At 72.2% G+C, this 13,825-nt stretch carries 10 protein-coding genes; 8 read left to right on the top strand and 2 right to left on the bottom strand.

What is annotated here, in order from left to right:
* Window positions 1–3 precede the first annotated feature (3 nt).
* The 5 genes from F1615_RS17315 to F1615_RS17295 all read left to right on the top strand — a co-directional run bounded on the left by F1615_RS17315 (window position 4) and on the right by F1615_RS17295 (window position 6,274).
* Window positions 4–1,194 carry an ABC transporter ATP-binding protein gene (locus tag F1615_RS17315; protein ID WP_149549898.1) on the top strand — a complete coding sequence of 397 codons (1,191 nt, stop codon included), beginning with the start codon at window positions 4–6 and terminating at the stop codon, window positions 1,192–1,194.
* A complete protein-coding gene (locus F1615_RS17310; protein ID WP_149549897.1) occupies window positions 1,194–2,117 on the top strand; it encodes an ABC transporter permease in 924 nt (307 codons plus the stop codon). Before F1615_RS17315 ends, F1615_RS17310 begins: the two co-directional genes overlap by 1 nt.
* The gene (locus F1615_RS17305; protein ID WP_149549896.1) at window positions 2,118–2,918 is read left to right on the top strand and encodes an ABC transporter permease; all 801 of its coding nucleotides are present in this window, start codon (window positions 2,118–2,120) and stop codon (window positions 2,916–2,918) included.
* Between the two features lie 36 nt (window positions 2,919–2,954).
* Complete coding sequence (locus tag F1615_RS17300) at window positions 2,955–4,373, top strand: NAD(P)/FAD-dependent oxidoreductase (RefSeq protein ID WP_149549895.1); 1,419 nt, start codon at window positions 2,955–2,957, stop codon at window positions 4,371–4,373.
* 86 nt (window positions 4,374–4,459) lie between these two features.
* The gene (locus F1615_RS17295) at window positions 4,460–6,274 is read left to right on the top strand and encodes a chitinase (RefSeq protein WP_167533783.1); all 1,815 of its coding nucleotides are present in this window, start codon (window positions 4,460–4,462) and stop codon (window positions 6,272–6,274) included.
* On the opposite strand, the gene F1615_RS17290 is transcribed toward F1615_RS17295, so the two are convergent.
* On the bottom strand, window positions 6,213–6,851 hold the full coding sequence (locus F1615_RS17290) for a phosphatase PAP2 family protein (protein ID WP_167533782.1): 639 nt from the start codon (window positions 6,849–6,851) through the stop codon (window positions 6,213–6,215). The genes F1615_RS17295 and F1615_RS17290 overlap by 62 nt on opposite strands.
* Before the next feature lie 44 nt (window positions 6,852–6,895).
* On the opposite strand from F1615_RS17290, the gene F1615_RS17285 reads away from it, so the two are divergent.
* Window positions 6,896–7,708, top strand: coding sequence for a tetratricopeptide repeat protein (locus F1615_RS17285; RefSeq protein WP_149549892.1), 813 nt, complete (start codon window positions 6,896–6,898; stop codon window positions 7,706–7,708).
* Window positions 7,709–8,109: 401 nt separating this feature from the next.
* On the opposite strand, the gene gabT is transcribed toward F1615_RS17285, so the two are convergent.
* Window positions 8,110–9,444 (bottom strand): 4-aminobutyrate--2-oxoglutarate transaminase, encoded by a 1,335-nt coding sequence (gabT, locus tag F1615_RS17280; RefSeq protein WP_149549891.1) that lies wholly within the window; start codon window positions 9,442–9,444, stop codon window positions 8,110–8,112.
* 266 nt (window positions 9,445–9,710) lie between these two features.
* On the opposite strand from gabT, the gene F1615_RS17275 reads away from it, so the two are divergent.
* The gene (locus F1615_RS17275; protein WP_149549890.1) at window positions 9,711–12,128 is read left to right on the top strand and encodes an ATP/GTP-binding protein; all 2,418 of its coding nucleotides are present in this window, start codon (window positions 9,711–9,713) and stop codon (window positions 12,126–12,128) included.
* Between the two features lie 121 nt (window positions 12,129–12,249).
* Entirely contained in the window at window positions 12,250–13,812 is a 1,563-nt protein-coding gene (locus tag F1615_RS17270) for a PucR family transcriptional regulator (RefSeq protein ID WP_149549889.1), read from the top strand.
* Window positions 13,813–13,825 lie beyond the last annotated feature (13 nt).

Genomic DNA, 13,825 nt, shown 5'->3' with positions numbered 1-13,825 from the left:
GAGATGAAGACGACCAAAGACACCAGCGCGGCCGGCAACGGCGGGGACGTCCGCCTCACCGGCATCAGCAAGACGTACGGCTCCTTCACCGCCGTGCACCCGCTCGACCTGACCGTTCCGCAGGGCTCCTTCTTCGCCCTGCTGGGCGCCTCCGGCTGCGGCAAGACCACCACCCTGCGCATGATCGCCGGCCTGGAGGAGCCCACCGCCGGCACCGTCCACCTCGGCGACCAGGACGTCACCGCGCTCCCGCCGTACAAGCGGCCGGTGAACACGGTCTTCCAGTCCTACGCCCTCTTCCCGCACCTCGACATCTTCGAGAACGTCGCCTTCGGTCTGCGCCGGCGCGGCATCAAGAGCGTCAGGAAGCAGGTCGAGGAGATGCTGGAGCTGGTCCAGCTCGGCGAGCAGGCCCGCAAGAAGCCACACCAGCTCTCCGGCGGCCAGCAGCAGCGCGTCGCGGTGGCCCGCGCGCTGATCAACCACCCCAAGGTGCTGCTGCTGGACGAGCCGCTCGGCGCCCTCGACCTGAAGCTGCGCCGCCAGATGCAGCTCGAGCTCAAGCGCATCCAGACCGAGGTCGGCATCACCTTCGTGCACGTCACGCACGACCAGGAGGAGGCCATGACCATGGCCGACACGGTCGCCGTGATGAACGCCGGCCGGGTCGAGCAGCTCGGCGCTCCCGCCGACCTCTACGAGAACCCGCGCACCACCTTCGTCGCCAACTTCCTCGGCACCTCCAACTTCATCGAGGCCGAGGTCGACTCGGCCTCCGGCGACGAGATCGTGCTGAGGGCGGGCGGCGGCAAGCTGATCCTGCCCGGGGCCCGCAACAGCGCGCCCACTACCACCGGCGGCAAGGTCCTGGTCGGTGTGCGCCCGGAGAAGATCTCCCTCACCCACGCCGACGACGCCGGCGAGATACCCGAGGGCCGCAACCGGATCACCGGCCGGATCGCCGACTCGAGCTTCATCGGCGTGTCCACGCAGTTCGTCGTCGACAGCCCGGTCTGCTCCGACTTCGAGGTCTACGTCCAGAACATCGACCGCGACGGCCGGCTGCGGCCCGGCGCCGAGGTGGTCCTGCACTGGAACCCGGCGCACACCTTCGGCCTGGACGCGGCGCAGTCCCTGCTTGCTGGGACAGTGGGCTCCGCGGGTGTGGAGACCGTCGAGGAAGAGGTCGCCTGATGGCCGCGGTCACCGAGGCGCCACCCCTGGCGCCGGCCCCGGAACGGAAACCCCCGCGCAAGCGGGGCCGCTGGACGCCGTACTGGCTGCTGCTGCCCGGCCTGCTCTGGCTGGTCGTCTTCTTCGCGCTGCCCGTGATCTACCAGGCCTCCACGTCCGTGCAGACGGGCTCCCTCGAGGAGGGCTACAAGGTCACCTGGCACTTCGCCACCTACTGGGACGCGCTGTCCGAGTACTGGCCGCAGTTCGTCCGCTCGGTGCTCTACGCGGCCTCCGCGACCGTGCTGTGCCTGCTGCTCGGTTACCCGCTCGCGTATCTGATCGCCTTCCGCGCGGGACGCTGGCGGAACCTGATCATGATCCTGGTGATCGCGCCGTTCTTCACCAGCTTCCTGATCCGCACCCTCGCCTGGAAGACGATCCTCGCGGACGGTGGGCCGGTGGTCGACGCCCTGAACACCCTGCACGTCCTGGACGTCACGGCATGGCTCGGCTGGACCGCCGGCGACCGGGTGCTCGCCACCCCGCTCGCGGTCGTCTGCGGTCTGACCTACAACTTCCTGCCGTTCATGATCCTTCCGCTCTACACCTCGCTGGAGCGCATCGATCCCCGGCTGCACGAAGCGGCGAACGACCTCTACGCCAAGCCGTCGACCACCTTCCGCCGGGTCACCTTCCCGCTGTCGATGCCGGGCGTGGTCTCCGGCACGCTGCTGACCTTCATCCCGGCGTCCGGCGACTACATCAACTCCGACCTGCTCGGCTCCACCGACACCCGCATGGTCGGCAACGTCATCCAGTCGCAGTTCCTCCGGATCCTCGACTACCCGACGGCCGCGGCGCTCTCGTTCATCCTGATGGCCGCGATCCTCGTCATCGTCACGCTCTACATCCGCAAGTCCGGAACGGAGGATCTGGTTTAAATGACCTTCGTCAACTGGCTCAGGCGCCACCTCGTCGTCATCGCGGGACTGCTGACGCTCGCGTATCTCCTCCTGCCGAACGTCGTCGTCACCGTGTTCTCCTTCAACAACCCGACGGGGCGTTTCAACTACACGTGGCAGGAGTTCTCCACCGAGGCCTGGCAGGACCCCTGCGGTGTGTCGGGCCTGTGCGCCTCGCTGTCGCTCAGCCTCCAGATCGCGCTGTGGGCGACGCTCGGCGCCACCCTCCTCGGCACGATGATCGCCTTCGCGCTGGTCCGCTACCGCTTCCGCGCCCGCGGCGCCGTGAACTCGCTGATCTTCCTGCCGATGGCGATGCCCGAGGTGGTCATGGCGGCCTCGCTGCTCACCCTGTTCCTCAACATGGGTGCCCAGCTCGGCTTCTGGACGATCCTCATCGCCCACATCATGTTCTGTCTCAGCTTCGTCGTGGTCGCCGTGAAGGCCCGCGTGATGTCGATGGACCCCCGGCTCGAGCAGGCCGCACAGGACCTGTACGCCGGCCCGGTCCAGACGTTCCTCCGGGTGACGCTGCCGATCGCCGCCCCCGGCATCGCGGCGGGCGCGCTCCTCGCCTTCGCGCTCTCCTTCGACGACTTCATCATCACCAACTTCAACGCCGGTTCGACCGTCACCTTCCCGATGTTCGTCTGGGGCTCCGCGCAGCGCGGAACCCCCGTACAGATCAATGTCATCGGTACGGCCATGTTCGTCATCGCCGTGACGCTGGTGCTGGTCTCCATGATCGTCGGCAAGCGCCGCAACCGTCAGAAGGCATAGAAACACCTCCGCAGTCCCCTGTAGGGAGTTGAAATCATGGCCCCGAGCGCCATGAGCCGTTGGACGAGATCCCTTTCCGAAGCCCAGCCGGTCGCCTACTGGCTGGACGACCCCGGCAGGCCCGGCCCCGAGCCCGCCCTCACCGGCGCCGAGACCTGCGACCTGCTGGTCGTCGGCGGCGGCTACAGCGGACTGTGGACCGCGCTGATCGCCAAGGAGCGCGACCCCTCACGGGACGTCGTGCTGGTGGAGGGCCGCGAGGTGGGCTGGGCCGCCTCGGGCCGCAACGGCGGGTTCTGCGCCGCCTCCCTCACCCACGGCCTGCCCAACGGACTGACCCGCTGGCCGGACGAGATCCACACCCTTCAGCGGCTGGGCGCCCGCAACCTCGACGCCATCGAGGAGACGGTCGCCCGCCACTCGATCGACTGCGACTTCGAACGCACCGGTGAGATCGACGTCGCCACCGAGCCGTACCAGGCCCGCGAGCTGAAGGACTGGTACGAGGAGATCCGGGCCAAGGGCCTCGCCGACGGCATCGAGTACCTGGACACCGAGGCCGTACGGGACCAGGTGAACTCCCCGACCTTCCTGGCCGGCCTCCACGACCGCCGGGGCGTGGCGATGCTCCACCCGGCCAGGCTCGCCTGGGGACTGAAGCGGGCGTGCCGCGACCTCGGTGTGCGCGTGTACGAGCACACCCCCGCCCTCACCCTGAAGCCGTACGGCGCCGGCATGGCCGTACGCACCCCCTACGGGCAGATCCGCGCCCGTGCGGTGGCGCTCGGCACCAACATCTTCCCCAGTCTGGTCCGGCGGGTCCGCGCCTACACCGTCCCGGTGTACGACTACGCCCTGATGACGGAGCCGCTGACGGCGGACCAACTGGCGTCGGTCGGCTGGAAGAACCGCCAGGGACTCGGGGACAGCGCCAACCAGTTCCACTACTTCCGGCTGTCCGCCGACAACCGGATCCTGTGGGGCGGTTACGACGCGGTCTATCCGTACGGCGGCCGGGTGCGCGCCGAGTACGACGACCGTCCGGAGACCTACGCCAAGCTCGCCGGTCACTTCTTCACCTGCTTCCCGCAGCTCGAGGGTGTGCGCTTCACCCACGCCTGGGGCGGCGCGATCGACACCTGCTCGCGCTTCTCGGCGTTCTTCGGCACGGCGCACGCGGGGAAGGTGGCGTACGCGGCGGGCTACACGGGGCTCGGCGTCGGCGCCACCCGTTTCGGGGCCGAGGTGATGCTGGACCTGCTGGCGGGGGAGCGGACCGAGCGCACGGAGCTGGAGATGGTGCGCAGGAAGCCGCTGCCGTTCCCGCCGGAGCCGTTCGCCTGGACCGGCATCGCCCTCACCAAGTGGTCGCTGGCCAGGGCGGACGCCCAGGGCGGGCGGCGCAACCTGTGGCTGCGGACGATGGACAGGCTGGGCCTCGGCTTCGACAGCTAGGACGCGCGGGGGCTTGACAACCGAATTGGTCTGGACCAAATTGAGCGCGCTCCACTCCTCCCATCCCCCCATGCCCGGAGGCCCTCGTGGACCGCCCCAGGCCTCTCGCGCGCCGGCCCCTCGTCGCGTTGCTCGCCGCCACCGCCCTCGCCGCGACCGGAATGACCGCGCTCTCGTCGCCCGCCGGCGCGGCCGACGCGGACCTCGCCAGGAACGGCGGCTTCGAAGCCGGCCTCGACGGCTGGAGCTGTACGGCCGGCACGACCGTGAACTCACCTGTGCACAGCGGCGGTTCCGCGCTCAAGGCGACCCCGGCCGGTGCCGACAACGCCCGCTGCTCGCAGACCGTCACCGTGAAACCGGACTCCTCGTACACGCTCTCCGGCCAGGTCCGCGGCAGCTACGTCCACCTGGGTGCGAGCGGCACCGGCACCACCGACGTCTCCACCTGGACCCAGTCCGCCCCCGACTGGCAGCAGCTCACCACCACCTTCCGCACCGGCCCCTCCACCACCCGCGTCACGATCCACACCCACGGCTGGTACGGCACCGGCGCCTATCACGCCGACGACATCACCCTGGTCGGCCCCGGCGGCGAGAGCGGCCGGCCGCCCGCCCCGCCCACCGGTCTCAGGGCGGGCACCGTCACCTCGACCAGCGTGGCCCTGTCCTGGTCGCCGGCCGCGGACGCCACCGGGTACGCGGTCTACCGCGACGGCACCAAGGTCGCCGGCGTCAGCGGCACTTCAACCACCGTCTCCGGACTGTCGCCGAGGACCGCGTACGCCTTCCAGGTCGCGGCCGTGAACGACGCCGGGGAGTCGGCCCGTTCGGCCACCGTGACCGCCACGACGGGTGAACCCGACTCGGGCGGCGGCCCCTCCGGCCTCCCGCCCCACGCGCTGGTCGGCTACCTCCACGCGAGCTTCGCCAACGGCTCCGGCTACACCCGTCTCGCCGACGTCCCCGACAGCTGGGACGTCATCGACCTGGCCTTCGGCGAGCCGACCACCGTCACCTCCGGCGACATCCGCTTCGACCGCTGTCCCGCCTCGGAGTGCCCGGGCGTGGAGAGCGACGCCGAGTTCAAGGCGGCCATCGAGGCCAAGCAGGCGGCCGGGAAGAAGGTGCTGATCTCCATCGGAGGTCAGAACGGCCAGGTGCGGCTCACCACCACCGCGGCCCGCGACATGTTCGTCACCTCCGTCTCGAAGATCATCGACGAGTACGGACTCGACGGCCTGGACATCGACTTCGAGGGCCACTCGCTCTCCCTGAACGCCGACGACACGGACTTCAAGAACCCCAGGACCCCGGTGATCGTCAACCTGATCTCCGCACTGAAGACCCTCAAGGCGAGGTACGGCGACGACTTCGTGCTGACGATGGCCCCGGAGACCTTCTTCGTCCAGCTCGGCTACCAGTACTACGGCACCGGAAAGTGGGGCGGCCAGGACCCGAGGGCGGGCGCGTACCTCCCGGTCATCCACGCGCTGCGCGACGACCTGACCCTGCTGCACGTCCAGGACTACAACTCCGGCCCGATCATGGGCCTGGACGACCAGTACCACTCCATGGGCGGCGCCGACTTCCACATCGCGATGACCGACATGCTGCTCACCGGCTTCCCGGTCGCGGGCGACGCGAACAACGTCTTCCCGCCGCTGCGCGCCGACCAGGTCGCCATCGGCATGCCGGCCACGGCCAACGCGGGCAACGGCCACGTCTCCCCGGCCGAGGTCACCAGGACCCTGGACTGCCTGACCAAGCGGACGAACTGCGGCTCGTACGCGACGCACGGCACCTGGCCGGCCCTGCGCGGACTGATGACCTGGTCGGTCAACTGGGACCGGTTCGGCGGCTGGGAGTTCCAGCGGACCTTCGACGCCTACTTCGGCTGACGACCAGCCACGGACCGGTCAGCAGCACCGCGCCGAGGCACCAACTGGCCGCCACGTCCAGCGGCCAGTGGTAGCCCCGGCGCACCAGACCGTACGAGGCGCCCAGGACCAGGGCGCCACAGAGCACGACCAGTCCACGGCGCACGGCAGGCGACCGCAGCAGCGGCAGGAGCAGCAGTGTCGCCGCGCCGTACGCCACGACGGCGGTGGCGGTGTGGCCGGAGGGGTAGTAGCCGACCGCCGGGGGCACGGCCGGGGTGCCCGGGCGGTCGGTCCACTCCTTCAGCGGCGCGACCAGCACCGGCACCAGCGCCATCGCCAGGGCTCCGGCGGCGGGCGGCAGCCACCATCGGTCCGCGCCCGTGGCACGCCCGTGCCACGCGACGTACGCCAGCGCCATCACCAGGACCGGCACGGCGACCTGCACGTTGCCCAGGTCGGCGAGCAGTTCGGAGGCCTGGTCCGGATGCACGAGCGCCCTGCTCAGCCGCTCGTCGGCGGCCACCAGGGGACCGTCGGCGACGACCTGCCAGGTGATCAGCGCGAAGAGGACGACGGGCGGTCCGAGCAGCAGCATGCCGCCCAGCTTCGCAGGTCCGCGATCACGTAGCCTCACCGCCCGTGAAGCGCATACGAACGACACGGGACAGCGCACGGCGAGAGCTCTTCGCCCGGCTCGAACTCCGCTACCGGGCGGGCGAGTACGAGGAGGTCGAGGCCACGGCGCGAGCGCTCGCCGCCGCTCCGCGGTCCGCCCGGCGCAAGCGGCCCCTGTCCGGGTGGCAGGCCAGGACCCTGGCCACGGGGGTGGCCGTCGCGCACGGGCGCGGGGCGGAGGTGCTGGGCGAGCTGGAGACGCTGATCGCCGAGCTGGAGCCGGTCAACGCGGAGGTGCACGTACTGCGGCTGGTGGTACGCAACAACCGCACGGCGGTCCTCGTCGGCCTGGAGCGCTACGGGGAGGCCGAGACCGAGGCACTGGGCGTCCTCCGTGAGATCACCCGCCTCGCTCATGTCACCCCCCTGTGGAAGCTGGAGCTGAGCGCCTTGGAGAACCTGGCCGGAGCGCTGTGCGGGCAGGGCCGTTTCGAGGAGGCGGAGGAGATCGCGCGCGGCAACCTCCCCCGCGCGGAGGAACCCTCGCTGGCCCCTCTGCACGCCACGCTGGTGCGCAGCCTGAACGGACAGGGCCGGTACGAGGAGGCCCTGTCCGAGGCCCGGGGGCGTACGCCGCACCGGTCCCGCAAGGACAGCGGACGCCTGGACCTGGTCACGGCCGAGGCCCTGCACGGTCTGGGGCGCCGCGACGAGGCGGAGGACGTGGCGCGCCGCGCGCTGGCCGACTGCGAGCACCACCTGCATCCGGCCCACCCCCGCATCCGGGAGGCCCGCGTCCTGCTGGCCCGTGTCACCGGCTCGGAACCCGGCGCGTGAACGCCGAAGGGCCGGCGCAAGGGGGGGTGTGCGTCGGCCCTTCGGGGAACGGCGTGCCGTGTGTGGTGCCCGGACGGCCGTCCGGACCGGAACGTCGCGCGCCCCGGGGGGTTTGGGGCGGGCGACCGTCCGATCATGAGGAGACCCGGAGCCTTCGAGGCCCCGGTTGTGTGTGCGCGAGGGCACGGCCAGGTCGAAGCTGGGGAGGCCTCGGCCCGATCCGCCCACAGTCCCCTGTGGGCGGGGTGTATCTCTCATCCGGGTAGAAACCTACGGCAGGGGGTGGCCCCGCGACAGGGCCAACGGGCACCTGACATCCACCCCGCACACGTTCTTCACACGCTCTGCCGCTCGCCGGCCCGGCGGCCCGGGGCAGGCGGCTCACCTGCCCCGATGCCGGCTCAGATGCGCGCGAACGCCTGCTCGATGATGTCCAGGCCCTCGCTCAGCAGGTCCTCGCCGATGACCAGCGGGGGCAGGAAGCGCAGGACGTTGCCGTACGTGCCACAGGTCAGGACCAGCAGGCCCTCCTGGTGGCAGGCCTTGGCCAGCGCGGCGGTCGCCTCCGGGTTCGGCTCCTTGGTGGCGCGGTCCTTCACCAGCTCGATGGCGATCATCGCGCCGCGGCCGCGGACGTCGCCGACGATGTCGAACTTCTCGGCCATGGCGGTGAGGCGGGTCTTCATGACCGTCTCGATGTTCTTCGCCCTGGCGTTGAGGTCGAGCTCCTTCATCGTCTCGATGGCGCCGAGCGCGCCCGCGCAGGCGACGGGGTTGCCGCCGTAGGTGCCGCCGAGGCCGCCCGCGTGCGCGGCGTCCATGATTTCCGCGCGGCCGGTGACGGCGGCCAGCGGCAGACCGCCGGCGATGCCCTTCGCCGTGGTGATCAGGTCGGGGACGATGCCCTCGTCCTCGCAGGCGAACCACTGGCCGGTGCGGCAGAAGCCGGACTGGATCTCGTCGGCGACGAAGACGATGCCGTTGTCCCGGGCGAACTCGCTGATCGCGGGCAGGAAGCCCTTGGCCGGCTCGATGAAGCCGCCCTCGCCGAGCACCGGCTCGATGATGATCGCGGCGATGTTGTCCGCGCCCACCTGCTTGGACATCTGGTCGATGGCCTGGGCGGCGGCCTCGGGGCCGGCGTTCCCGGGGCCGGTCGGCCAGCGGTAGCCGTAGGCGACCGGGACGCGGTACACCTCGGGCGCGAACGGGCCGAAGCCGTGCTTGTACGGCATGTTCTTCGCGGTCAGCGCCATGGTGAGGTTGGTGCGGCCGTGGTAACCGTGGTCGAAGACGACGACCGCCTGCCGCCTGGTGTACGCACGCGCGATCTTGACGGCGTTCTCGACGGCCTCGGCGCCGCTGTTGAACAGCGCGGACTTCTTGGCGTGGTCGCCCGGGGTCAGCTCCGCGAGCGCCTCGGCGACGGCCACGTAGCCCTCGTACGGCGTGACCATGAAACAGGTGTGCGTGAAGTCGGCGAGCTGGGCGGAGGCCCGGCGTACGACGGCCTCGGCCGAGGCGCCGACGGAGGTCACGGCGATGCCGGAGCCGAAGTCGATCAGCCGGTTGCCGTCGACGTCCTCGATGATCCCGCCGCCCGCACGCGCGGTGAACACGGGCAGCACGGAGCCCACGCCCTGCGCGACCGCGGCGGTACGGCGGGCCTGCAGCTCCTGCGACTTCGGGCCGGGGATGGCGGTGACGACGCGGCGCTCCTGCGGAAGTGCGGTCATGCGGGGCTCCTGGGGGGGTGTAACGGACGCTTCTATGTTCTTTTCTCGCAGGCTAGGGCGGCCGGAGAGGGCTGGGCATGCTCCATGTGGGCGTTGTCCGGGGTCCGCCGTTGTCCGTGGTGGACATAGCGGGGTGGGTCTCCCTCACCCGCGTTCACGGTGAGCCGCGGCGTGAGGACGGCCGTGTAAGCGGTGGACTCCGTCTGTCGGGGCGTTAGATTGACTCGCTGATGGCGTATGGAGCGGCTGCTCAGGGGGCAAGGGCGATGGACAGCGACGGTACCCAGGACGCACGGGGCACGCATGCCCACCCCGTACCGCGCCCGGCGGGACCACCGGACGGACCGACGGCGCCGCCTCGACCGAGCCGCGCCCCCGGCGTACCACCCGCACCCGACCGGGCTCCCCGCCCCGCGTCCGCCGTCGCCGCCTGGCTCGACGCGGCGAGGCCGGCCGCCCGCCCGGGGATCTGGCGCCACGGCTACCACCCGCCGAAGCAGGCCCCGGAAAAGCTCGCACCGGTGACGCTCGCCGGCATGCTGGTCCCGCTCGCCCTCGCGGCACTCGTCTGGTCGCTCTGGCAGCGCGGCGTCACCTCGTACCAGATGGCCCCCCTGCGGGCCTTCACCCCGGACGACTGGTGGTGGGCCGGCACCGTCGCCTCACCCAAGGTGTTCGAGGGGCAGGCGGTGCCCTCCCCGGGGGCGGAAGCCCTGGTGGTCTACGAGGGTGTCTCCTTCGCCGTGCTGGCCGTCGCGGTGGCCGTGCTGGGCAGCTGGCGCGCCATCGTCCGCCACTACGTGGCCCGCAGGCCGCAGCCGGCCCGTGCCCTGATCGCCGGCCTCCTCGCCCTGGTCGTCCTGAGCTTCGTCTTTCCCGACGCCTTCCCGCTCGTCGGATGGTCACCGGCACCGGTCGTCGATCCGCTGCTCTCCCTGGCCGTGCTGGTCACGGACGGTTACGAGCTGATGGCCTCCTCCTTCTTCACGAACACGCTGTACGCGGTCGTCACGCTGCTGGTGGTGTGGCCGTTCGCCCGCCTCGGCGCCTGGGTGCCGTACGCGAAGCAGGTCCTCTCCGCGCGCCGGAGCGACGCCGCTCCCGGCGCCCCGGGGCCCGACCGTCCCCGCTCCCAGTGGCCGGCCCTGCGCGAAGCGGGCCAGCAGGAGGCCGCGGACCTGCTCACCGCCGAGGTGGCCGGCGGCCGCATGAACGACGTCGACTGCACCCGCGTCGAGCACGCCTTCGCCCTCGCCCGGCGCGCCGGCACGCCGACCGCCTTCCGCGACACCGTCCTGCGGCAGGCGGGCGCGGCCTGGACCCACCCCTCCGGAGCCCGGGACCTGCCGCGCCGGACCGCCCTCCACGACCTGCTCTCCGAGCAGGTGCGGATCGGGAGCTGGGTCGCGGCCGAACGCACCCCGCAGCCGTACCGCGGCGCCGGGGCGGCCCTCGGCCCGGATGTGCTCGGCACGTCCCTGCTCGCCGTCGGACCGTCCGGATCCGGCAAGACCCGCTCCCTCGTCGAGCCGGTGACCGAGGCGCTCGCCCTGCAGGCGCTCGCCGGGCGCTGTGCCGTGGTCGCCGTCTCCGCCGCCGGTAGCCCGCTCGGCACGGACGACGCCTTCGACGTGATCGTGCGGATCGGTGACGCCTCCTCGGTGCACGACCTCGACCCGTACGCCGAGTCCGACGATCCGGACGAGGCGGCCGCCGTCCTCGCCGAGGCGCTGGCGGGCGACCTCGACGCGGTCGGCACGCAGAGCGCCGCCACGACGCTGGCGCAGCTGCTCGGCCCGTTCCGGGCGGTGCACGGCCGTTTCCCCACCCTGCCGGAGCTGCGCGAGCTGCTGGAGGGCGAGGAGGGGGCGCTGACACCGCTGCGGGAGGCGCTCGTCGCGAGCGGGGACGACGTCATGCGCCGTGAACTCGACGCGCGCGCCCGGCAGACGGGCACGCCGGGCGACACGGGCCGGACCCTCGCCGACCGGCTGGCCCTGCTGAACCGGCCGGTCTTCGCGGACTTCTTCGGCGGTGGCGGCACCGTCCGGCCGTTCTCCCTGCGCGCGGTCGCCCACCACCCCCTGCGGGTACGGATCGACCTGCCCGAGCGCGGGCACGAGGAGGCCTGCCGCCTGATCACCCGGCTGGTCCTCGCGCAGTTCCACGCCGTCGTGAAGGACGGGCGGCGTACGCACTTCGCCTGCCTGGTCCTGGACGACGCGACCGGTACGGTCACCGCGGAATCGGTGCGCCGCATCCAGCGGCTGCGTTCGCAGAACGCGGGCGTACTGCTCGCCCTGCGCACCGTCGCCGACGTCCCCGAGGCGCTGCACGGCCCGCTCTACGGAGCCGTGGGCTGCCGCATGGCGTTCTCCGGGGTGACCACCTGGGACGGCAACCGGTTCGCGCAGACGTGGGGCACCGAGTGGGTGGAGACGACGGAGGTCGCCAAGCACACGGTCTTCGCCGACCAGCCGATGACCCGTGCCCTGCACGCGCTGCGCAAGCTGGTGACGGGCAAGGCGGTCACGACGGACGCGGTCACCGTGCGGCAGGTCGAGCGGGAGCGCTGGTCGGCCTCCGAACTCGCGCACGCGGTGCCCGCGGGGCACGCCGTGCTGTCGTTGACGGACGTCAAGGGCGAGCACGCGCCCCCGCTGCTGGTGAACCTGCGGGGGTGAGCTGCCGGGGCAGCCGGTGACCGTACGGTGAGGCAGAATCGACACAGGTCGTTCATACGCCGCGGCCAAAAGATCACCGCGCTCTCACCCATCCGTCGCAGACCGAAGGCTCAAGGCCCCGATGCCCCCGACGCTCGCCTCGCTCGTCCACCACTCCGCGCTCAAACTGACCGTGCGCGCGGGCGAGGACCGCCTCGACGTGCCCGTGCGCTGGGCGCACGCCAGTGAACTCGCCGACCCCGTGCCGTACATGGAGGGCGGGGAGCTGCTGCTGATCACCGCGCTCAAGCTCGACGCGGAGGACCGGGAGGCGATGCGCCGGTATGTGAAGCGGCTGGTGGGAGCGGGCGTCGTCGGGCTCGGCTTCGCCGTCGGGGTGCACTACGAGGACATCCCCGACGCCCTCGTCGAGGCGGCGCGCGCGGAGGGCCTGCCGCTGCTGGAGGTGCCGCGCCGCACCCCGTTCCTGGCGATCAGCAAGGCCGTGTCCGCCGCCATCGCCGCCGACCAGTACCGCGCGGTGACCGCTGGCTTCGCCGCCCAGCGGGAACTGACGAAGCAGACGCTGAGCGACGGCCCGGAGGGCCTGCTCGCCGCCCTCGCCGCCCAGGTCGACGGGTGGGCCGCGCTCTACGACGCCTCGGGCGCCGTCGTCGCCACGGCACCGGACTGGGCCGGCCGGCGCGCCGCCCGGCTCACCCCGGACGTGACCCGGCTGCGCGAGCGCCCCGCGCCCGCCTCCTCGGTGGTGGCGGGACCGGAGCACGAGGACCGGGTGGAACTGCACTCCCTCGGCACCGGCAGGCGCCCCCGCGCGGCGCTCGCCGTCGGCACGGCCGCGGCCCTCGGCACCGCCGAGCGGTACGCCGTCCACTCCGCCATCGCCCTGCTCACCCTCACCACGGAACGCTCCCGCTCGCTGCACGCCGCCGAACAGCGCATCGGCGCCGCCGTGCTGCGCATGCTGCTCGCCGGGGAGCCGGACCACGCCCGCGCGGTCGCCGGGGACCTGTACGGCAACCTCCTCGACGCGCCGTTCCGGATCATCGTCGCCGTCGGGAGCGGGGAGGCGGACGGGGACGCCCTCGGCGCCCTCGCCGAGACCGCGGAGGCCGCCGCCGCCCGCTCCGGCGAGGCCGTCCTGGTCGTGCCGGAGGGGGAGCGGCTGGTCGTCCTCGCGGCCGACGGGGGCGCCGCCGCGTCCGCCTGCTGCGACCACGCCGCCGCGCGGGAGGCGGCCCGCAAGACCGACGACGACCTGGTGGTCGGTCTGTCGGCGCCGGCCGGTCCGACCGCCGCCTCCGCCGCGTACAAGCAGGCCGAACAGGCGCTCTCGGTGGCCCGGCGCAGGGGCAGGGTGCTGGTCGAGCACGAGCACCTGGCGGCGGGGTCCGTGCTGCCGCTGCTCGCCGACGACGCGGTCCGGGCGTTCGCCGACGGGCTGCTGCGCGCGCTGCGCGAGCACGACGCCACCGGCCGCGGCGACCTCGTCGCCTCCCTGCGCGCCTGGCTCTCCCGGCACGGCCAGTGGGACGCCGCGGCCGCCGACCTCGGCGTCCACCGCCACACCCTGCGCTACCGCATGCGCCGGGTCGAGGAGATCCTCGGCCGCTCCCTGGACGACCCGGACGTCCGCATGGAGCTGTGGCTCGCCCTCAAGGCCACGGCGTCCGAGAACGGCTGAACGGCGCCCGCGG

Origin of the sequence: Streptomyces marokkonensis, from assembly GCF_008312835.1 — a bacterium.
Taxonomy (GTDB): domain Bacteria; phylum Actinomycetota; class Actinomycetes; order Streptomycetales; family Streptomycetaceae; genus Streptomyces; species Streptomyces marokkonensis_A.
The sequence above is the reverse complement of the archived record's forward strand: the minus strand, read 5'-3'. Positions and strand labels throughout refer to the sequence as shown.